Source organism: Micromonospora sp. NPDC002575 (assembly GCF_042889525.1).
GTDB lineage: Bacteria > Actinomycetota > Actinomycetes > Mycobacteriales > Micromonosporaceae > Micromonospora > Micromonospora carbonacea.
The window spans coordinates 25,533-46,174 of record NZ_JBIARA010000022.1 but is presented as its reverse complement, the minus strand read 5'-3'; the positions used below and the strand labels follow the sequence as shown (position 1 = coordinate 46,174).

Annotated in this window: 16 protein-coding genes and 1 pseudogene; 7 read left to right on the top strand and 10 right to left on the bottom strand. The window is 73.8% G+C overall.

Annotated features, from left to right (window positions below; genetic code table 11):
- Nucleotides 1–143: 143 nt before the first annotated feature.
- A complete protein-coding gene (locus ACFYWL_RS26225) occupies nucleotides 144–602 on the top strand; it encodes a PRC-barrel domain containing protein (RefSeq protein ID WP_386977737.1) in 459 nt (152 codons plus the stop codon).
- A 154-nt stretch (nucleotides 603–756) separates the two neighbouring features.
- The gene (locus ACFYWL_RS26220) at nucleotides 757–1,497 is read left to right on the top strand and encodes a tyrosine-protein phosphatase (protein ID WP_386977734.1); all 741 of its coding nucleotides are present in this window, start codon (nucleotides 757–759) and stop codon (nucleotides 1,495–1,497) included.
- A 139-nt stretch (nucleotides 1,498–1,636) separates the two neighbouring features.
- On the opposite strand, the gene ACFYWL_RS26215 is transcribed toward ACFYWL_RS26220, so the two are convergent.
- Nucleotides 1,637–2,731, bottom strand: a complete 1,095-nt coding sequence (locus tag ACFYWL_RS26215; RefSeq protein ID WP_386977731.1) for a branched-chain amino acid aminotransferase — start codon at nucleotides 2,729–2,731, stop codon at nucleotides 1,637–1,639.
- A 176-nt stretch (nucleotides 2,732–2,907) separates the two neighbouring features.
- Nucleotides 2,908–3,939: a 3-isopropylmalate dehydrogenase gene (locus ACFYWL_RS26210; protein WP_386977728.1), complete on the bottom strand. Its 1,032-nt coding sequence runs from the start codon at nucleotides 3,937–3,939 to the stop codon at nucleotides 2,908–2,910.
- A 226-nt stretch (nucleotides 3,940–4,165) separates the two neighbouring features.
- On the opposite strand from ACFYWL_RS26210, the gene ACFYWL_RS26205 reads away from it, so the two are divergent.
- Together ACFYWL_RS26205 and ACFYWL_RS26200 are read left to right on the top strand one after the other, a co-directional pair.
- Complete coding sequence (locus ACFYWL_RS26205; RefSeq protein WP_386977725.1) at nucleotides 4,166–5,041, top strand: FAD:protein FMN transferase; 876 nt, start codon at nucleotides 4,166–4,168, stop codon at nucleotides 5,039–5,041.
- A gap of 348 nt (nucleotides 5,042–5,389) precedes the next feature.
- Complete coding sequence (locus ACFYWL_RS26200) at nucleotides 5,390–5,746, top strand: hypothetical protein (protein ID WP_386977722.1); 357 nt, start codon at nucleotides 5,390–5,392, stop codon at nucleotides 5,744–5,746.
- Nucleotides 5,747–5,887: 141 nt separating this feature from the next.
- Here ACFYWL_RS26200 and serA read toward each other — a convergent pair whose 3' ends face one another.
- From serA to ACFYWL_RS26175, 5 genes are all read right to left on the bottom strand, one after another.
- Nucleotides 5,888–7,486: a phosphoglycerate dehydrogenase gene (gene serA / locus ACFYWL_RS26195; protein ID WP_043962265.1), complete on the bottom strand. Its 1,599-nt coding sequence runs from the start codon at nucleotides 7,484–7,486 to the stop codon at nucleotides 5,888–5,890.
- Between the two features lie 266 nt (nucleotides 7,487–7,752).
- Complete coding sequence (gene ilvC, locus ACFYWL_RS26190; protein ID WP_043962264.1) at nucleotides 7,753–8,766, bottom strand: ketol-acid reductoisomerase; 1,014 nt, start codon at nucleotides 8,764–8,766, stop codon at nucleotides 7,753–7,755.
- A gap of 69 nt (nucleotides 8,767–8,835) precedes the next feature.
- Nucleotides 8,836–9,351 carry an acetolactate synthase small subunit gene (gene ilvN / locus ACFYWL_RS26185; RefSeq protein ID WP_386977717.1) on the bottom strand — a complete coding sequence of 172 codons (516 nt, stop codon included), beginning with the start codon at nucleotides 9,349–9,351 and terminating at the stop codon, nucleotides 8,836–8,838.
- A 2-nt stretch (nucleotides 9,352–9,353) separates the two neighbouring features.
- Nucleotides 9,354–11,234, bottom strand: a complete 1,881-nt coding sequence (locus ACFYWL_RS26180; protein ID WP_386977714.1) for an acetolactate synthase large subunit — start codon at nucleotides 11,232–11,234, stop codon at nucleotides 9,354–9,356.
- A 193-nt stretch (nucleotides 11,235–11,427) separates the two neighbouring features.
- The gene (locus tag ACFYWL_RS26175) at nucleotides 11,428–13,878 is read right to left on the bottom strand and encodes a putative bifunctional diguanylate cyclase/phosphodiesterase (RefSeq protein ID WP_386977711.1); all 2,451 of its coding nucleotides are present in this window, start codon (nucleotides 13,876–13,878) and stop codon (nucleotides 11,428–11,430) included.
- A gap of 111 nt (nucleotides 13,879–13,989) precedes the next feature.
- On the opposite strand from ACFYWL_RS26175, the gene ilvD reads away from it, so the two are divergent.
- Nucleotides 13,990–15,837 carry a dihydroxy-acid dehydratase gene (ilvD, locus tag ACFYWL_RS26170; RefSeq protein WP_386977708.1) on the top strand — a complete coding sequence of 616 codons (1,848 nt, stop codon included), beginning with the start codon at nucleotides 13,990–13,992 and terminating at the stop codon, nucleotides 15,835–15,837.
- Nucleotides 15,838–16,102: 265 nt separating this feature from the next.
- Here ilvD and ACFYWL_RS26165 read toward each other — a convergent pair whose 3' ends face one another.
- Entirely contained in the window at nucleotides 16,103–16,423 is a 321-nt protein-coding gene (locus ACFYWL_RS26165; protein ID WP_386977705.1) for a hypothetical protein, read from the bottom strand.
- 31 nt (nucleotides 16,424–16,454) lie between these two features.
- On the opposite strand from ACFYWL_RS26165, the pseudogene ACFYWL_RS26160 reads away from it, so the two are divergent.
- Together ACFYWL_RS26160 and ACFYWL_RS26155 are read left to right on the top strand one after the other, a co-directional pair.
- Nucleotides 16,455–16,604, top strand: a pseudogene (locus ACFYWL_RS26160) (DUF397 domain-containing protein); the annotation flags it as partial.
- 410 nt (nucleotides 16,605–17,014) lie between these two features.
- On the top strand, nucleotides 17,015–17,572 hold the full coding sequence (locus ACFYWL_RS26155) for a hypothetical protein (protein WP_386977702.1): 558 nt from the start codon (nucleotides 17,015–17,017) through the stop codon (nucleotides 17,570–17,572).
- Nucleotides 17,573–17,580: 8 nt separating this feature from the next.
- Here ACFYWL_RS26155 and ACFYWL_RS26150 read toward each other — a convergent pair whose 3' ends face one another.
- Together ACFYWL_RS26150 and ACFYWL_RS26145 are read right to left on the bottom strand one after the other, a co-directional pair.
- Nucleotides 17,581–18,087 (bottom strand): STAS domain-containing protein, encoded by a 507-nt coding sequence (locus tag ACFYWL_RS26150; RefSeq protein ID WP_386977699.1) that lies wholly within the window; start codon nucleotides 18,085–18,087, stop codon nucleotides 17,581–17,583.
- Nucleotides 18,088–18,163: 76 nt separating this feature from the next.
- Nucleotides 18,164–20,641: a glycoside hydrolase family 2 protein gene (locus tag ACFYWL_RS26145; RefSeq protein WP_386977696.1), complete on the bottom strand. Its 2,478-nt coding sequence runs from the start codon at nucleotides 20,639–20,641 to the stop codon at nucleotides 18,164–18,166.
- Between the last annotated feature and the right edge of the window lies 1 nt (nucleotide 20,642).

Below are 20,642 nucleotides of genomic sequence, written 5' to 3'. Positions count from 1 at the left end.
CCGCACCCCCGCGGCCCGGCGGGTGTCCGCGTGTAGGCGGCCCGGGGCCCGGGTAGGTGGTCGTTCGGACACGATTCCGCCGAGGACGACCCCTCCGAGGCGACCCTCCGAGACGACCACGACGGTCGGGGCAGGAGCACCCCATGGACAGGCTCGACCCGCACGCCGCCACCGGCACGCCCGACCCGATGCGGCACGGCGACCAGGGCGCGATCGCCGGCGGCGCCCCCGCCGGGACGTTCGACCCGTGGAGCTACCGCGACCGGCCCTCGGTCGCCGACGCCGACCTCGTCGGCTACCACGTCGAGGCCACCGACGGCGGCATCGGCAAGATCGACAGCGCGAGCCACGAGGTCGGCGGCAGCTACCTGGTGGTCGACACCGGCCCGTGGATCTTCGGCAGGAAGGTCATGCTGCCCGCCGGCACGGTCAACCACGTCGACCACGACGCCCGCACCGTGTACGTCGACCGGGAGCGCGACCAGATCAAGGCCGCCCCCGAGTACGACGAGGACAGCCACGGCGACCCGGCGTTCCGCGACCGGCTCGGCGGCTACTACGACGAGACCTACGGCAACCTGCCCCCGGGCACCGCGCGCTGAGCCACCTCGCGCCGCAACGGCCGGCGCTCACGGTGACGGCCGGCGCTCGCGGTGACGGCCGGCGCTCGCGGTGACGGCCGGCGCTCACGGTGACGGCCGGCGTCCGCCGTAACGGCCGGTGGGGTTCCGCCTCACCGGCCGTTACCGTGTCAGCGTGGACGCGACCGAGGACAAGCGCAGGATCCCCTTCACCGCCCTGTTCAACTTCCGCGACGTCGGCGGCTACCCGGCCGGCGACGGGCGCACGGTGCGCTGGGGGCGGCTCTACCGCTCCGACTCCCCGCACCGCCTCGACGGCGCCGACCGGGACGCGTTCGTCGCCCTCGGCGTGCGCACCGTGATCGACCTGCGCCGCCCCGCCGAGGTGGCCCGGGACGGCCGGGTGCCGGAGCTGCCCGGGCTCGCCTACCGGCACATCCACCCCGAGCACGCCGAGTGGGCGGAGGCCCAGTACGCGCCCGGGTCCAGCCTCGCCCGCTTCCTCGCCGACCGGTACGCCGACCTCGCCGGCACCGGCGCGGCCGGGCTCGCCGAGGCGGTCGGGCTGATCGCCGACAGCGCCGCCGAGCCGGTCGTCGTGCACTGCGTGGCCGGCAAGGACCGCACCGGCATCGTCTGCGCGCTGACCCTGTCGGCGCTGGGCGTGAGCGACGCCGACATCGCCGCCGACTACGCGCTGAGCACCGAGGCGTCGCAGCGGTTCAGCGCCTGGGTGGCCGCCACCCTGCCGGACGCCGGGGAACCGCCCGCGTACTACCTGGCCTCGCCGGCCGAGGCGATGACGCTGTTCCTGGCCGAGCTGCGGGAGGGGCACGGGTCGGCGGAGGGCTACCTGCGGCACGCCGGCGTCACCGACGCCCAACTCGCCGCGCTCCGCGCGCACCTGCTGGAGTAGGGGCCGAACCACCCGGCCGCCGGCTGCCCGGCTGCCCGGCCCCCAGCCGCCCCCGCCCCCAGCCGGCCCAGCCGCCCAGCGGAGTTAAGAAGGGGCCCCTCCTCTACGCCAGGCGTTAAGAAGGGGCCCTTCCTTGCATCTACAGGCGGGTCACCCAGCCGTGCGGGTCGGCGGCCCGGCCGCGCTGGATGTCGACCAGCCGCTGCTGCAACGCCGTGGTCACCGGGCCCTGCCCGCCGTCGGCGACGGCGAACTCGCCGTCGGGGTACTTGACCCGGCCGATCGGCGTGATCACCGCCGCCGTGCCGCAGGCGAACGCCTCGCGCAGCCGGCCGCTGGCCGCGTCGGCCTGCCAGTCGGCGAAGCTGACCGGCCGCTCCTCGACCCGGTGGCCGGCCTCGGCGGCCAGGGTGAGCAGCGCGTCCCGGGTGATGCCGGGCAGGATGGTGCCGGTCAGCGGCGGGGTGACCAGGGTGTCGTCGTCGTAGACGAAGAACACGTTCATCCCGCCCAGCTCGTCGACAAAGCGGCGCTCCACCGCGTCGAGGAAGACGACCTGGTCGCAGCCAGCCTCGATCGCCTCGGCCTGGGCGGCCAGCGAGGCGGCGTAGTTGCCGCCGCACTTGGCCGCGCCGGTGCCGCCGGGGGCGGCGCGGGTGTAGTCCGGCGAGACCCAGACCGTGACCGGCTTGACCCCGCCCGAGAAGTACGACCCGGCCGGGGAGGCGATCACCACGTAGAGGTATTCGTTGGACGGCCGGACGCCGAGGAAGACCTCGCTGGCGATCATGAACGGGCGCAGGTAGAGGCTGCTCCCGTCGCCCTCGGGGATCCAGTCCCGGTCGATGTCGACGAGCCGACGCAGCGACTCGACGAACAGCTCCGGCGGCAGCTCCGGCATCGCCATCCGGCGGGCCGAGTCGACGAACCGGGCGGCGTTGGCCTCGGGCCGGAACATGGTGATCGACCCGTCGGCGAGCCGGTACGCCTTCAGCCCCTCGAAGATCTCCTGCGCGTAGTGCAGCACCGCGGAGGCCGGGTCCATCGGGATCGGCCCGCGCGCCTCGACCCGGGCGTCGTACCAGCCCTTGCCCTCGGCGTACCGGATCGTGACCATGTGGTCGGTGAAGACGCGGCCGAACCCCGGGGCCGCGAGCAGGGCCGCCCGTTCGACGGCGGATACCGGCGTGGGATTCGGACGGATCTCGAAGTCGAGCATGTCACCACCGCTCATCGCGCGTGCCTCCCTGGGGAACGACGGCGCGCGGGACCGCACGCCGGAGAAAAGTGCTGCCAGAAACCTACCCCGAACGCTCGTTCAGCGGGTAGCGCCAACCGACGGGCGGTGGCCTCCGACAGGGTGCCGGCGGTGCCGGCCGATCACCGGGTGCTCTCGACGGCCCCGGTGGTTCAGGCCACCGCGTAGCCGGCGAGCCGGTCGCCTACCTCGGCGGTGCGCAGCGGTACGCCGGCCGTGCGGTTGGCCAGCTCCGTGCCGACGGCGGCGGTGACCCGGGCGGCGGCCTCGGCGTGCCCGAGCTGGTCGAGCAGCAGGGCGGCGGAGAGCACGGCGGCGACCGGGTCGGCGACGCCCTGGCCGGCGATGTCCGGCGCGGAGCCGTGCACCGGCTCGAACATCGACGGGTACGCCCCGGACGGGTTGATGCAGCCGCTGGCGGCCAGCCCGATCCCGCCGGTGACGGCGGCGGCGATGTCGGTGAGGATGTCGCCGAAGAGGTTGTCGGTGACCACCACGTCGTAGCGCTGGGGCTGGGTGACCAGGAACATCGCGGCGGCGTCGACGTGCTGGTATTCCGTGGCGACGTCGGGGTGCTCGGCGGCCACGGCCTCGAAGGCGCGGGCCCACAGCGACCCGGCGTGGGTCAGCACGTTGGTCTTGTGCACCAGGGTCACCTTGCGCCGCTCGCGGCGCGACGCCCGGGCGAACGCGTCGCGGATGACCCGCTCGACGCCGTGCCGGGTGTTCAGGCTCTCCTCGGTGGCCACCTCGGCCGGGGTGTCCCGGTGCAGCGAGCCGCCGGCCCCCGCGTAGAGCCCCTCGGTGCCCTCGCGGACCACGACCAGGTCGACCTCGCCGGGCTTGACGCTGGCCAGCGGGCCGGCCACGCCGGGCCACAGCCGCGAGGGGCGCAGGTTGACGTACTGGTCGAAGGCGAAGCGGAGCTTGAGCAGCAGGCCCCGCTCCAGCACGCCCGGCGGGACGGTCGGGTCGCCGACGGCCCCGAGCAGGATCGCGTCGTGCCCGGCCAGCTCGGCCAGGACCGAGTCCGGCAGCACCTCGCCGGTGCGGTGGTAGCGGGCCGCGCCGAGGTCGTAGTCGGTGGTCTCCACGCCGGGGAGCACGGCGTCGACGACCTTGAGGGCCTGCGCGACCACCTCGGGTCCGATCCCGTCACCGGCCACCACCGCGATGCGTGCCACGTCCTCAGCTCCCTCGCCTCGTCGTCTCCGCCCAACGGTACGACCCCGTCCCGCCTCCCGGTACGAGCCTTCCACAATTCGGGAAAGCGGAATGCACAGCAGGCTCCCAGGTGAGATTCATGGTGCGGTCAACTTCCCTGCCTAGGGTCGGTGGCGAACGGGTCACGGGGGCCCGGACGGGTGGTCGCCGCGGTGCTGCGGGGCCGTCAGCGAAGGAGCGGCAGCGATGCGCATCGACGAGCAACCCCGGCAGCGGTGGGTCGACGAGCAGCCGCGCACCCGCTGGGTCGACCAGTCCGCCTTCGCCAGCCGCCGCCCCGACCTGCGGCTGGGCGCCCGCAGCCACCGCCTCGACACCCTCGGCGGCGCCGCCGTCGACCGGATCGCCGTGCAGCACACCGTCCGGACCGGCACCGCCGAATACTCGCTGCTGCTCAACGCCCCGAGCTGGCTGGGCCGGCGCGGGGTCGGCGAGGCGCTGGCCGACGCCGTCGCCGAGCTGCGCGCCGTCGACCTCACCTACGGCCCGACCCGCCCCGACAGCCTGGTCTCCCGGCTGCGCCGGGGAGAGATCAGCCCCGAGTCGTACGCGCCGCTGGCCGACCTGGTCGACCGGTGCGCCGCGATGCGGGCGGCCACCGACGGCTGGTTCGACGCGTGGGCGGTGCCCGGCGGCTTCGACCCGGGCGGCCTGCTCGGCGGCTGGGCGGTGGAGCGGGCAGCGGCCCGGCTGCGCGCCGCCGGCATCCACGACTACGCCGTGCTCACCGGCGCCGACCTCGTCGTACGCGGTCACGCCCCGCACGGCGGCCCGTGGCGGGTGGCGGTGCACCACCCGACCGACCCCCGCCGCGCCCCGCTGGCGCTGGAGATGACGGCCGGGGCGGTGGGGACCTCCGGGGTGTCCGGCCGGCGGGGCCACGTGGTCGACCCGCACACCGGGGAGCCGGCCGACCAGCTCGACGCGGCCACCGTGATCGGCCCGGACCTGGCCGTGGCCGACGCCTACGCCACCGCGCTCTACGCCGCCGGCCCGGCGGGGCTGGCCTGGTTCCGCAACGGATCGGACTACCGGGCGCTGTTCGCCCACCGCCGGCCCTGAGCACACGCCACCCGCGCCGGCCGGCCTTCGCATCCCGGCCGCCGGGTGGTCGGCGATCGGCCCCCACGGTCTCGGCAACGACCGTGGGGGCCGATCAGCGACGAGTGCGCGTGGCTCGCGCAATCGAGGGGTGCGGGACCGGCCGGGCCCGAGGTCAGACCACGCCACCCGAAGACGGGCCGACGACCGAACTCAGCCAGTGACCGCACGAGTACGCTAGCGAATCGACGCAACTCGACGCAAGAGTCTCCACAGCGGACCGTCTCCGGGGGACGGTCGGAAGATTCGCGGTTGACCTGCGGTGGGGTCGCGGTGACTTCCCGGCCACAAGATGGCACGCTGTCCGCCGTGAGTTTCGATCTGAGCGTGTGGGCCCTCCCGGACGGGGCCACGCCCGCGGACGTGCGGGCAGCGGTGCAACGGTGCCGGCAGGGGCAGCACGGCGAACGTTACCCGGACCCGCGGGTCGTCGCCTTCTACCGGGCGATCACGGCCAGCTATCCCGACCGGCCGGCCGGGCCGGGGTCACCGTGGGAGGTCGCGCCGCTGCACGCGGCGAACGACCACATCGAGATGAACCTCAACCCCGCCTGCGAGGACCAGGTGCTGCTCGACATCGAGCGGCTGGCCGGCGAGTACAACCTGATGCTCTTCGACTACCAGGACGGTTCGGTCTATCCGCCGCCCGCCCGCACCCGGCGCTGACCCGCCCGCTTTCGTCCGCCGAACCGACCCGACCAGACACGACACGATCTGATCCGACACGACGCGGGGCCCGGCCGAATCGGCCGGGCCCCGCGGTCGTCCCAGTTGGACCGCGCCGGGCGGTCCAGGATGGACGGTCGGCTACTCGTCGCGCAGGTCGGCGGCGCTGGCCGAGGTCGCGCCGATCGAGTCCGCCGCCGAGGTGAGCAGGTCGGCGCCGAGGGCCTGGTCGACCGTGAGGGTCATCAGGGTCTCGCCGCCGGCCTCCCGGCGGGCCACCTGCATCGCGGCGATGTTGATGCCGGCCTCGCCGAGCAGCGTGCCGACGGTGCCGACCACGCCCGGGCGGTCCACGTAGCGCAGGAAGAGCAGGATGCCCTCCGCGCCGATCTCCACGTCGAAGCCGTCCACCTCGGTCAGCTTCAGCACGTCGCGGGCACCCGCCGCGGCGACCGTGCCGGAGACGCTGACCGTGCGGCCGTCGGGCAGCGCGCCGCGGACCGTCACCAGCGTCGGGTGGTCGGTCGTCTCGGCCTGGCTGGCCAGGTTGACCTCGACACCCCGCTCGGCGGCCAGGTGCGGCGCGTTGACGTAGGTGACCTGCTCCTCGACCACCGAGCTGAACAGCCCCTTGGTCGCGGCGAGCTTGAGCACCGACACGTCGTGGGCGACGGCCGCGCCGCGCACCTCGACGGTGACGCTGGCGGCCACCCCGCCGGCCACGGCGGTGAACGCCCGGCCCAGCTTCTCGGCCAGCGGCAGCAGCGGGCGGATGTCCTCGGCGACGACGCCGCCGGCCTGGACGTTGACCGCGTCCGGCACGAACTCGCCCTGCAGGGCCAGCTTCACGCTCTTGGCCACGGCGAGGCCGGCCTTGTCCTGCGCCTCGGCGGTGGACGCGCCCAGGTGCGGGGTGGCCACCACGTTGTCGAAGGCGAACAGCGGCGAGGAGGTGCACGGCTCCTTGGCGTACACGTCGACGCCCGCGCCGCCGACGCGGCCCTCGGCGATCGCGTCGGCCAGGGCCTGCTCGTCGACCAGCCCGCCCCGGGCGGCGTTGACGATCCGCACGCCCGGCTTGACGATCGCCAGCTCCTTCTCGCCGATCAGGCCCACGGTCTCCGGGGTCTTCGGCAGGTGGATCGAGATGAAGTCGCTCTCCCGCAGCAGCTCCTCCAGCCCGACCAGGCGCACGCCGAGCTGGGCGGCGCGGGCCGGCTGGATGTAGGGGTCGTACGCGATCAGCCGGGTGCCGAACGCGGCCATCCGGGACGCGAAGAGCACCCCGATGCGGCCGAGGCCGACGACGCCGACGGTCTTGCCCTGCACCTCGACGCCGGTGTACTTGGACCGCTTCCACTCGCCGGCCTTGAGCGCGGCGCTGGCGCTGGCGGTGTTGCGGGCCACGGCGAGCAGCAGCGCGACGGCCTGCTCGGCGGCGGAGACGATGTTGGAGGTGGGGGCGTTGACGACCATGACGCCCCGCGCGGTGGCGGCCGGCACCTCGACGTTGTCCAGGCCCACGCCGGCCCGGGCGACCACCTTCAGCCGCGGGGCGGCGGCGATCGCCTCGGCGTCGATCTGCGTGGCGCTGCGCACGATCACCGCGTCGGCCTCGGAGAGCGCGGAGAGCAGGGCCGGGCGGTCGGTGCCGTCGACGTGACGGACGTCGAAGTCGTGGGCGAGCACCTCGATGGCGGCGGGGGCGAGTTCTTCGGCGATCAGTACGACAGGATTCATTGGTCCTCGTAGAGGTCGTATGGCGGTCGGCCGGGGCGACGGGGCGCCGCGCTGCGCCCTGCGCTGGTTCGTGCCATGGCCGTCAGGTGCCGGCTACGCACCTACCCGCGATCGTAGGGCGCGGGCCGCCCGGCGTGCCCCGGACGCTGGGGTGAGTGCCCTCACAAACCCGACATGTCAAGGGTGTTAAGGCTGGGTGAAATGACACGGCGACCCGCCCGACGCCGGGGAGAGCGTCGGGCGGGTCGCCGCGGTGCGGGCGGTGCTCAGGCGGTCTCGGTGATCGGCCGGTCGACCCAGCTCATCATCGACCGCAACTTCTGGCCGGTCGCCTCGATCGGGTGCGCCGCGCCCTCGGCCCGCCACTTGGCGAAGTTGGGGCGGCCGTTGTCGTCCTCGGCGATCCACTCGCGGGCGAACTCGCCCGACTGCACCTCGGACAGGATCTTGCGCATCTCCTCCTTGACCCGGGCGTCGACGACGCGCGGGCCCCGGGACAGGTCGCCGTACTCGGCGGTGTCGGAGACGCTGTAGCGCATCCGGGCGATGCCGCCCTCGTACATCAGGTCGACGATCAGCTTCAGCTCGTGCAGGCACTCGAAGTAGGCGATCTCCGGGGCGTAGCCCGCCTCGGTGAGCACCTCGAAGCCGGTCTGCACCAGCGCCGCCGCGCCGCCGCAGAGGACCGCCTGCTCGCCGAACAGGTCGGTCTCCGTCTCCTCCTTGAAGGTGGTCTTGATCGCGCCCGCGCGGGTGCCGCCGATGCCCTTGGCGTACGCCAGGGCCAGGGCGAACGCGGTGCCGCTGGCATCCTGCTCGACGGCGACGAGGCAGGGCACGCCCTTGCCGTCGACGTACTGGCGGCGGACCAGGTGACCCGGGCCCTTCGGGGCGACCATCGCCACGTCCACGTCGGCCGGGGGCTTGATCAGGTCGTACCGGATGTTGAAGCCGTGGCCGAAGAAGAGCGCCTTGCCCGGGGCCAGGTTCGGGGCGATCGCCTCGGTGTAGAGGCCGCGCTGCGCGGTGTCCGGGGCCAGGATCATGATCACGTCGGCCTCGGCCGCGGCCTCCGCCGGGGTGAGCACCCGCAGGCCCTGCTCCTCGGCCTTGGGCCGGCTCTTCGAGCCCGCCGGCAGGCCGATCACCACGTCGACGCCGGAGTCGCGCAGCGACAGCGCGTGGGCGTGGCCCTGGCTGCCGTACCCGATCACCGCGACCTTCTTGGCCTGGATCAGGCCGAGGTCGGCATCGTCGTCGTAGTACACCTCAACGCTCATTGACTTCCCTTTCGTACGGCGGCCCGGGTATGGCCCGTCGTGGCTTGTGCGGTCGGTAGTGGCGGGGAATCAGGCGGCCCGCAGGGCCGGGCCCGCGGTGATCGAACGCGAGCCGCGCCCGATCGCCACCGTCCCGGACTGCACCATCTCCTTGATTCCGTACGGTTCGAGGTCGCGCAGCAGCGCGTCCAGCTTGTCGGGGGTCCCGGTGGCCTCGATCGTCAGCGTGTCGGGCGCGACGTCGACCACCCGGGCGCGGAACAGGTTGACCGTCTCCAGCACCTGACTGCGGGCCGCGCGGTCGGCGCGGACCTTGACCAGCAGCAGTTCCCGGGCGACCGAGACCTGCGGGTCCAGCTCGACGATCTTGAGCACGTTGACCAGCTTGTTGAGCTGCTTGGTGACCTGCTCCAGCGGGGACGAGTCCGCGTTGACCACGATGGTGATCCGCGAGACGTCCGGGTTCTCGGTCTCGCCGACGGCGAGGCTGTCGATGTTGAAGCCGCGCCGGGAGAACAGCCCCGAGACCCGGGCCAGGACGCCTGGCTTGTTCTCCACCAGCACGGAAAGCGTGTGCATCGTCATGGTTAGATGTCGTCCTCGTCGAAGGCCGGGCGGACGCCGCGGGCGAACATGATCTCGTCGTTGCTGGTGCCGGCGGCCACCATCGGCCACACCATCGCGTCCTTGCCGACCACGAAGTCGATCACGACGGGGGCGTCGTTGATCGCCATCGCCGCCTCGATGGTCTTGTCGACGTCGGCGGCGTTCTCGCAGCGCAGGCCGACGCAGCCGAGGGCCTCGCCGAGCTTGACGAAGTCGGGGATGCGGTGCTTGTGGGTGCCCAGCTCGGTGTTGGAGTAGCGCTCGTTGTAGAACAGCGTCTGCCACTGCCGGACCATGCCGAGGTTGCCGTTGTTGATCACGGCGATCTTGACCGGGATGCCCTCCAGCGCGCAGGTGGCCAGCTCCTGGTTGGTCATCTGGAAGCAGCCGTCGCCGTCGATCGCCCAGACCACCGTGTCCGGCCGGCCCACCTTGGCGCCCATCGCGGCCGGGACCGCGTAGCCCATGGTGCCGAGGCCGCCGGAGTTGAGCCAGGTGCCCGGCTTCTCGTACGAGATGAACTGCGACGCCCACATCTGGTGCTGGCCGACGCCGGCCACGTAGACGGCGTCCGGGCCGGCGATCTTGCCCAGCCGCTCGATCACGTACTGCGGGGAGAGGGTGCCGTCGGCCGGCTCCTCGTAGCCCAGCGGGTAGCGCTCGCGCAGGTCGTCGAGCTGGGTCCACCAGTCGCCCAGGTCAGCCGGCCGCCCGGCGGCCCGCTCGGTGGTGACCGCCGCGATCAGCTCCTCGATCACGTGCTTGGCGTCGCCGACGATCGGCACGTCCGCGTGCCGGTTCTTGCCGATCTCGGCCGGGTCGATGTCGGCGTGCACGACCGCCGCGTCCGGGGCGAAGGAGTCCAGCTTGCCGGTGACCCGGTCGTCGAACCGGGCGCCCAGCGCCACGATCAGGTCGGCCTTCTGCAGGCCGTAGACGGCCGCCACGGTGCCGTGCATGCCGGGCATGCCCAGGTGCTGCCGGTGCGAGTCGGGGAACGCCCCCAGCGCCATCAGCGTGGTGACCACCGGGATGCCGGTCAGCTCCGCCAGCCGGCGCAGCCCCTCGGTGGCCCCGGCCTTGAGCACGCCGCCGCCGACGTAGAGCACCGGCCGGCGGGCGCTGGTCATCAGCCGGGCCGCCTCCCGGATCTGCTTGCCGTGCGGGTGCAGGGTCGGCCGGTAGCCGGGCAGGTCCAGCGTCGGCGGCCAGGAGAAGGTGGTCTGCGCCTGGAGGACGTCCTTGGGGATGTCGACCAGCACCGGGCCGGGGCGGCCCGTCGAGGCCAGGTGGAACGCCTCGGCGAGCACCCGCGGGATCTCCTCGGCCGTCTGCACCAGGAAGTTGTGCTTGGTGATCGGCAGGGTGATGCCCTGGATGTCCGCCTCCTGGAAGGCGTCCGTGCCGATCGACGGCCGCGCGACCTGGCCGGTGATCGCCACCACCGGCACCGAGTCCATGTAGGCGTCGGCGATCGGGGTGACCAGGTTCGTCGCGCCCGGGCCGGAGGTGGCCATGCAGACGCCGACCCGGCCGGTGGCCTGGGCGTAGCCGGTGGCGGCGTGGCCGGCGCCCTGCTCGTGCCGGACCAGGATGTGCCGCACCGTGGAGTCGTAGAGCGGGTCGTACGCCGGCAGGATCGCCCCGCCCGGGATGCCGAACACGACGTCGACGCCGAGCGCCTCCAGGGACCGCACGAGGGAACCGGCCCCGGAGAGCTGGACCGGCTCGGGCTGCCGTACGGCCGGGGCGGCCGGGACGGCGGCGGCGCGGCCGGCCGGCGCGGCGTCGGTCGCGGGCTCGGTGCCGGCGCGGGCCCGGCGGGCGGAGTGGGCGAGTGTCTCTGGCGTGGGTCTCGTCATTGCGGTTCAGGCCTTCGGCTGGAGTGGCTGGTGCTCTGCAAGCGTGCGGCGCGGGCGGGCGCCCGCCCCGATGCGATGGGTCCGATGGCAATAAAAACGGCCCTCGTGCAGACATGCACGGGGCCAGCGCACTCTCGACGACGGAGAGTGCGCTCAGGTAAGTACTCGCGGAGACCGGTTCGACGACATGCGGTCAAGCCTGCCGCATCTCACGCGATGAGTCAACTGATCCCACATTTTGGTTAACGGAGGTCGGCGCGTCCTGCCCCGACGCGCCGCCGGCACCCGCCGCGAGCTGCGCAGACCCCTCCCAGTCGGGCCGCTGCGCGGCCCCGTCCCAGTCGGCGCGCTGCGCGGGCAGGCGCGCCGGCCGCACGGGGGCCGGCGGCGCGGCGGGGGCCGCCGGGGCCGGCACCGGGGACCGGCGCGCCCCGGGCGACGTCGCGGCCTCCAGCATCGCCTCCAGGTGCTCGGCGGGCACCCCCCACCCGAAGAGCGCGCCCTGGCCGAACCGGCAGCCGGCGGCGACCACGGCGGCCAGCTCGGTGGGGTTGGTCACCCCCTCGGCGATCACCTCCAGCCCGAGCTGGTGCCCCAGGCGCATCACGATGTCGACCATCGGGGCGAAGGGCGGGCCGTCCACGCCGGCCGGACGGACCGGCTCGTGCTCGGCCACCAACCCGTGATCGATCTTGAGGATGTCGATCGGCAGCCGGCGGAGCTGGCCGAGGGACGAGTATCCCGCGCCGAAGTCGTCGAGGGCGATCCGGACGCCGGTGCGCCGCAACGCGGTCAGCCGCCGGATCAGCTCGTCGAGGTCGGTGGCGACGGCGTGCTCGGTGACCTCCAGCACCAGCCGCTGCGGCGGCACGTGGTGGGCCCGCAGCGCGTCGGCGACCTGGACCACGTACTCCGGGGCGTGCAGCTCCCGGGGCGAGACGTTCACCGACACCCAGACGTCGTGCCCGTCGGCCAGCCAGCGGGAGAGCTGGTAGCACGCCTGGTGCAGCACCCACGCGCCGAGCTTGGCGATCATCCCGCACTCCTCGGCCAGCGGGATGAACTCGTCCGGGCGCACGTGGCCCAGCTCCGGGTGGTGCCAGCGCAGCAGCGCCTCCGCCCCCACCGGGCGCACCGAGGGCAGCGACGCCACCGGCTGGAAGACCAGCCGCAGCTCGTCGCGCTCGATCGCCCCACGCAGCTCGTGCTCCAGCGTCGTGCGGCGGCGCAGCAGCTTGTCGTACGCGCCGTCGTAGTGCTCGATCCGGTTCTTGCCGCGTTGCTTGGCATAGCGCAACGCCAGGTCGGCGTGGCGCAGCAGCAGCTCCGTGTCCGGCTCGTCGGGCAGCCCGGCCACCCCGATGCTCACCGACAGGAAGACCGGCCCGCCCGGCTGGTCGTACGGGCGGCCGAGCACCCCGAGCAGCCGCTCGGCGACCCGCCCCGCCTCGGCCGGGTGGCCCGGCACGAGCACCGCGAACTCGTCCCCGCCGAGCCGGGCGGCCAGGTCGTCGGGGCGCAGGTTGCCGCGCAGCCGCCGGCCCACCTCGGCCAGCACCTCGTCGCCCACGTCGTGCCCGCGCATGTCGTTGACGTTCTTGAAGCCGTCCAGGTCCAGCCCGAGCAGCACGCACGGGTTGCCGGAGCCGGTGGCCTGGTGCAGGGCGCGCAGCAGCCCCCGCCGGTTGGCCAGGCCGGTGAGCGGGTCGGTGTGCGCCAGCTCACGGAAGTGCGCCTCCCGCTCGGCCAGCCGGCCCGCGTAACGGCGCACGTCGTGCAGGGCCAGGTATTGCCGGGCCACCAACGCGAAGCCCTCCAGGCTGCCGGCGACGATGCCCAGCGCGTCGAACCGGCCGCCCTGGAGCAGGTGGTACATCGCGGAGGCGGCCATCGCGCCCATCGGGACGAAGGCGTACGCGCCGTCGGAGCCGATCAGGTCGACGTCGAGCTGCCCCGGCGGGTCGGCCCGGCGCACGACCAGCGCGGCGGTCAACAGCCCCGCCGCGAGCAGCGCGACGCCGGCCAGCACCATGCCCGGCACGGCCTGGCAGAGCCCGCCGGCGATGCCGAGCCCGCCGGAGGTCACCCCCGTGATCCCGGTGCCGAGCAGGGCCAGCCGACGGCGGGGCCGGGCGGCGCGCAGGAGCACGATCAGGGTGAGCCCGGCGGTGAGCGCGACGCTGACGGTGGCCAGCAGGATCGGCGCGCAGGCCATCGGGGTGGCGGCGCCGAGCAGCCGGGTCGGCTCGGAGAAGAGCACCCAGCCCACGAACCACAGCGCGGTGGCCATCGTCACGCTGTCGAGGACCAGGCGGGCCGTCGCCGCGCGGGTCGCCCCCGCGCCGGGCAGCCGCAGCAGGCCCGCGCCGAAGGCGAGCGCGCTCGCGGCGACCCCGGCGGAGACCAGGGTGGCCCAGCCGGTGCGCTGCCCCTGCCGGTCGGCCAGGTGCTCGCCGGTCAGCGCCACGGTCAGCCCGACCGCGAGGCCGGCCATCGCGAAGCCCCCCGCCACGGCGACCAGCCCGGCGGCCCGCCCGCACCGGCGACCGCCCCGCCGGGCGGAGACGACCAACAGGGCGGTCGCGCCGGCGGCGACGAGCCCGCTCAGCGCCACGACGGCGATCATGCCCGGGGGGAAGCGCACGCTCCCAACTGTGCCGGATGCCCGCTGCCCATGGGGGGCCGGGTGTGCATCTGTTGGGACACGGGCCGCGCCCCCGGCGGCGGGCCGTCCGGCGGTGCAAGACTGGTACCCATGCCTGAGCTGCGGTCGAGGACCTCCACCCACGGTCGGACGATGGCCGGCGCCCGGGCCCTCTGGCGGGCCACCGGGATGACCGACGACGACTTCGGCAAGCCGATCGTCGCCATCGCCAACAGTTTCACCCAGTTCGTCCCCGGCCACGTACACCTCAAGGACCTCGGCGGCCTCGTCGCCGACGCGGTCGCGGAGGCCGGCGGGGTCGGCCGCGAGTTCAACACCATCGCCGTGGACGACGGCATCGCCATGGGCCACGGCGGCATGCTCTACTCGCTGCCCAGCCGCGAGCTGATCGCCGACGCCGTCGAATACATGGTCAACGCGCACTGCGCCGACGCCCTGGTCTGCATCTCCAACTGCGACAAGATCACCCCGGGGATGCTGCTGGCCGCGCTGCGGCTGAACATCCCCACCGTCTTCGTCTCCGGCGGCCCGATGGAGGCCGGCAAGACGGTGGCGATCGAGGGCATCGTCCACTCCAAGATCGACTTGATCGACGCCATGATCGCCTCGTCCAACGAGGCGGTCACCGACGACCAGCTCGGCGAGATCGAGCGGTCCGCCTGCCCGACCTGCGGCTCCTGCTCCGGCATGTTCACCGCCAACTCGATGAACTGCCTCACCGAGGCCATCGGCCTGGCCCTGCCCGGCAACGGCTCGACGCTGGCCACCCACGCCGCCCGCCGGTCGCTGTTCGTCGAGGCCGGGCGCACCGTCGTGGAGATCGCCAAGCGGTGGTACGACGGCGACGACGCCTCCGTGCTGCCCCGGCAGATCGCCAACCGGGCCGCGTTCGAGAACGCCATCGCCCTCGACGTGGCCATGGGCGGGTCCACCAACACGATCCTGCACCTGCTCGCCGCCGCGAGGGAGGCCGAGCTGGACTTCTCCGTCGCCGACATCGACGCCGTCTCCCGCCGGGTGCCCTGCCTGGCCAAGGTCGCGCCGAACTCCCCGCAGTACCACATGGAGGACGTGCACCGCGCCGGCGGCATCCCCGCCATCCTCGGCGAGCTGGACCGCGCCGGGCTGCTGCACCGCGACGTGCACGCCGTGCACTCCCCCTCGCTGGCGCAGTGGCTCGCCGACTGGGACGTGCGCGGCGGCTCCGCCACCCCGGAGGCGGTCGAGCTGTTCCACGCCGCCCCCGGCGGGGTGCGCACCACCGAGCCGTTCTCCACCACCAACCGCTGGTCGACGCTGGACACCGACGCGGCCGGCGGCTGCGTGCGCGACCGCGAGCACGCGTACAGCGCCGACGGCGGGCTGGCCATCCTGCACGGCAACCTCGCCCCGGACGGGTGCGTGGTGAAGACCGCCGGCGTGCCCGACGAGTGCCTGACGTTCCGCGGCCCGGCCAAGGTCTACGAGTCGCAGGACGACGCCGTCACGGCCATCCTGGCCAAGGAGATCGTGGCCGGCGACGTAGTGGTGATCCGCTACGAGGGCCCGAAGGGCGGCCCCGGCATGCAGGAGATGCTCTACCCCACCTCGTTCCTCAAGGGACGCGGGCTGGGCCGCTCCTGCGCGCTGCTCACCGACGGCCGGTTCTCCGGCGGCACCTCGGGGCTGTCCATCGGGCACGTCTCCCCCGAGGCGGCCTCCGGGGGCCTCATCGCCCTGGTCGAGCCCGGCGACGAGATCGTCATCGACATCCCGGGCCGGTCCATCGAGCTGAACGTGCCCGACGACGTGCTGGAGGCGCGGCGCATCGCGCAGGAGAAGCGCCCCAAGCCGTACACGCCGGCCGACCGGCAACGCCCGGTGTCGGCGGCGCTGCGCGCGTACGCGTCGATGGCTACCTCGGCCAGCGACGGCGCCTACCGCCGCGTGCCGGAGTAGATGGAAGGAAGGGCCCCTTGTTAACGCCTGGCGGATAGCAGGGGCCCCTTCCTAACCGCCCCGCCGCCCGGCCTGCCCCGCGCGCTGTGGCTGTGCCGGCGGCCCGCCCCAGCGCGCCGGCAGCGCCCCGGCACACCCGCGGCGCATGCCTGGCCCCCTGCACGCCCCGGCCCGCTTTCCGATCTTGGACAGTTGCTGCTTGCGACGAACAGCAACCGTCCAAGTTCGACCGAAGACGCGGCGCGGCGGGCCGGCCGTGGGCTGATCAGGCGAGCCGGAGGGCACCCAGGGCGGCGGGCAGGTCGACCGCCTCGGCGAGCAGCAGGCGTACCTGATCGCCCTCGTGCCGGCGCACGGCGCAGCCGGCCCTGCTGAACCGGACGGTGATTACGTGCCCGGCGTTCCCGGCGTTCCCGGCGTTCCCGGCGGCAAGGCGCTCCAGCGCCGGCACCGGGTCGTGTGTGGTCGCGGCCGGAAAGCGCGCCGGGGAGCGCGGGGCCGCCACCGGCTGCTCCGGCTCCGTGGGCACGGCGGCGGCGAGGGCGTTCTCCAGGTATTCGGGGCAGTATGCGACGGCCGCGCCCACCGTGGGCAGGCACGGTTGGCCCGCCGGGTCCATGGCTGACTTGACCGGCGCACGCTGGCGCGAGGGCATCCGCAGTGGCGGCAACGGCGGCGAGCGCGTCGAGGTCGCGGACAACCTGGCCGGCGTCGTCGCCGTCTGGGACAGCATGGACCAGACCGGCCCCACGCTCACCTTCCCCCCGCCTCCCGGTCCACCTTCATCCGAGCAACCCTTCCTGGTCCACCTTCATCCAGGCAACCAGGACGACGCGCTGAGGGGCGTACCCAAGTCGACCGATGCCCCCGGCGGACCCGCCGGGGGGCACGTTCGCCGCGCTGACGCCGGCCTCTCGCCCAGCGCCGCCCCACCGCCGCCCCTCCTCGTCGATCTTGCACTTTCGGCCCCCGAGGTGAACCTCATGAGCCTTTTGTCGGGGCCGAAACTGCAAGATCGCGGGGCGAGGGGGTGGGCGGGGCAGGCTCCGAGTCGGGCCTGCCCGTGCCGCTGCTGTCGCGTCACCGTCAGAAACGGTCAGGGCATAGACGGAGGACTATTATTGGGCTGCTCCGGCATCGCCGCCCATTCCTTCCGCACCACACACGGAGGTGGACCGTGTCTTCCCGTCACGCCCAACGCGCGTTCCGCCGCCGGCCATCGGCCCTGATCCTGGCGCTCGGTCTGGCGCTGGGCCTGATCACCTCCACGGCGCTGACGTCCCCCGCGTCGGCCCGGCCCACCGCGCAGGCCGCCGACCCCCTCTGCTATGCCGACGCCTTCAGCCAACCTCCGGGCATCGGCAACCCGACCGCCCTGGCCTGGTGGCGCGTCGGCAACCGGTCGACCGGCGGCTACACCTACCGCTACTGGATGGTGCAGGATCCAACCGGATCGACGTGGTACTACCGGAGCAGTTACGTGGCCAAGTGCTCCGGCGACTCGCTGCTCTCCAGCACCGAGATCCCGACGAGCGACGGATTCGGCACCGCGGCCTGCACCAGCAGCGCCGACCGCTTCCCGGCGGAGTCCGAGGCCGAACGGTACGTCGGGCAACGCGCCTCCTGGGACCGGGGCTACATCTCCCAGGTCCCGTTCCGCTACTGGCAGCGGGAGTGGTTCTCGTACGCCACCCTGCGGTGGGTCTACAGCTCCGCGTACGTGGTGCGGTGCTGAGCGCCTGATCATGTCGGGGAGGTGGCGGTGTCCTGGGCGCGGGATACCGTCACCTGCCCGGCATGGCCGCCCCGCAGCAGGCCCCGCGCGTACGCGATGGCCGCCGGGGTGTCCGCGAAGACCAGCCCGTCGCGGCGCAGTTCGTCGGCCACGCCGAGGGTCGCGAGCACCTGGTCGTGGCCGGGGGTGATGCCGGAGAGCAGCACGGTGATCCCCCGGCCCCGCAGCCGCCGGATCGCGTCGCCCAGCACGTGCGCGCCGGTGGCGTCCAGCGCCGACACGCGGGACATCCGCAGGATGACCACCCGCACGTCGGCGACGTCGGAGAGCTGGAGCAGGAAGGTGTGCGCGGCGGCGAAGAAGAGCGGCCCGTCCAGCCGGTACGCGACGATGTGCTCGGCCAGCAGGGCGTGCTCCTCGGCGCTGTGCTCGCCCCGGTCGAGGGGCACCTGCTCCAGCCTGGCGCTGCGGGCCACCGCGCGCAGCGCGATCACGATCGCGACGGCGATGCCCACGTCGGGGGGCTGGGGGCGTGATTGGAGGGGCCCCTTCCTATACAGAAAGCGTTAACAAGGGGCCCCTCCTTGCACCTCAGTTGACCGTGCGCAGGACCGGGCGGGCGGTGAGGGCCGCAGCGTCGAGCGGGCGCGGCGCCCGCACCGTGAACGTCGCCGACTCCCCCGGCAGCAGCGTCACCAGGGCCTCGTCGACCTCGGCGGCCGGGTCGAGCCGGTCCGGGAACAGGGTCAGGTCGCGCAGGAACGTGCGGGCGGTGACGCGTACCCGCTGGCCGCCGTCGACCTGCTCGACCGTCGCGTCGTACTCCGCCGCCGGCCAGTCGGCGTCGCGGTCCTCGGCGAAGAACCAGAACGCCCGCCCGGCGTCGCCGTCGGCCTCGGCGACCAGCAGCTCCCGCCGAGCCTCCTCCGGCCGGGCCAGGTCCGCCGGCAGCGCCAGCTCCACCTTCCCGTACGCGGGCACGTCGAGGTCGTACGCCGACTTCGCCCTCGGCGCGCCCTCCGCCGTGACCCGGGTGACGGTGGCGGGGGCCCGCCACGGCTGGCCGCTCTCGTTGACGGCCACCAGCGCCAGCCCGCCGTCACGGGGCTGGACGGTGAGCAGCCGGTCGGCGTACGCGCGGCGCAGCGCGTACCACAGGGGTTTGCGCCGGCCGTCGCCGTCGACGACCGCCCAGGAGGTGACGGGCCAGCAGTCGTTGAGCTGCCACACGATGGCGCCCATGCACACCGGCCGGTGCGAGCGGAAGTGTTCCACCCCGAGCTGGATGGCGCGGGCCTGGTTGAGCTGCGTGAAGTAGTGCCACTCGGCGAAGTCGGCGGGCGGGGGCAGGTGCGCGTCCAGGCCCCGCCGGAGCTTCGCGTCGCCGTCGATGGCCTTCTGGTGGTGGGCCATGCCGGGCGAGTCGGGGGCGAGCGGGTCGTCGGAGATGGCCCGGCGCAGCGTCGCGTACGCCGGGGGCGCCTGGTAGCCGAACTCGGCGACGAACCGGGGCAGGTGCTCGCGGTACTTCGGGTAGTCGTCGGTGTTCCACACGTCCCAGATGTGCATGCTGCCGTGCGCGGGGTCGTTCGGGTGGATCTCCGCCGGGTCGGGCCCGTCCGACCAGCCCGACCAGGGGCTGCCCGGCCAGTACGGGCGGGTCGGGTCCAGCTCGGCGACGACGCGGGGCAGCAGCTCCAGGTAGTAGCCCCGGCCCCAGGTGCGGCCGGCGAGCCGCTCCTGCCAGCCCCAGTCGTGCCAGGCCCAGATGTTCTCGTTGTTGCCCGTCCACAGCACCAGCGACGGGTGGGCGGCCAGCCGGGTGACCTGCTCGCGCGCCTCGGCCTCCACCTCGGAGCGGAACGGCTCCTCCTCCGGGTACGCCGCGCAGGCGAACAGGAAGTCCTGCTGTACCAGCAACCCGAGGGAGTCGGCCAGCTCGTAGAAGTCCTCCGACTCGTACCGGCCGCCGCCCCAGACGCGCAGCAGGTTGATGTTCGCCCCGACGGCCTGGTCGAAGCGATGCGCCAGCCGCGCCCGGGTGACCCGGTGAGGGAACGCGTCGTCGGGGATCCAGTTGGCCCCCCGGGCAAACACCGGCACGTCGTTGACGACAAGGGTGAACGCGGCGCCGTGCGCGTCGGGTGCGGTGTCCAGGCGCACCGTGCGGAAGCCGATCCGGCGGGACCAGGCGTCCAGCTCCCGGCCGTCGGCGGCGTGCAGGGTCACGTCGAGGGGGTGCAGCGGCTGGTCTCCGTACCCCCGGGGCCACCACAGCGCGGGGTCGCGGACCTCGACGGTCAGCGCGGCCGTGCGCTCCCCCGCCGCGACGACGACCTCGGCCTCGGCGACGACCTCGGCCCCGGCCCCGGGCCCGGCCACCGTCGCACGGACGGTGACCGGCTCGGCGGCGGCGCGCTCGATCTCGACGACCACCTCGACCCGGCCGACGCCGTCGGCGACGGTGACCAGCGGCCGGACCGTCGCGAGCCGGGCTGTGGACCAGGCGTGCAGGCCGATGTCCTGCCAGATGCCGGCGGTGACGAGCGTCGGCCCCCAGTCCCAGCCGAAGTTGCAGGCCGTCTTGCGGATGAAGTGGAAGGGCTCGGGGTACGCGTTGGGCCGGTCGCCGAGCCGGTCGCGGTGCGCCTCGGCGTAGCGGTACGGCGAGTCGAACCGGACGGTCAGCGTGTTCGCCCCCGGCCGCAGCGCCGCCGCCACGGCGAAGCGGTGACCGCGGTGCATGTTCTCGGCGCGGCCGACCTCGACGCCGTTGACGGCGAGCGTGGCGACCGTGTCGAGGCCGGCGCAGACCAGGTCGACCCGGTCGGCGTCGCCGGCCGGCGCGTCGAAGGTGGTCTCGTAGACCCAGTCGGTGCGCCCGATCCAGGTCAGCGCCGTCTCGTTGTCGTCGAGGTAGGGGTCGGGGATCAGGCCGGCGGCGAGCAGGTCGGTGTGCACGCAGCCGGGCACGGTCGCCGGGACCGACCGGCCGGCCACCTGCGGCGGCGCCTGGCCGCCGGCGACGGCCCGCAGCAGCCAACCCTCGTGCAACGATTGCCGGATCACG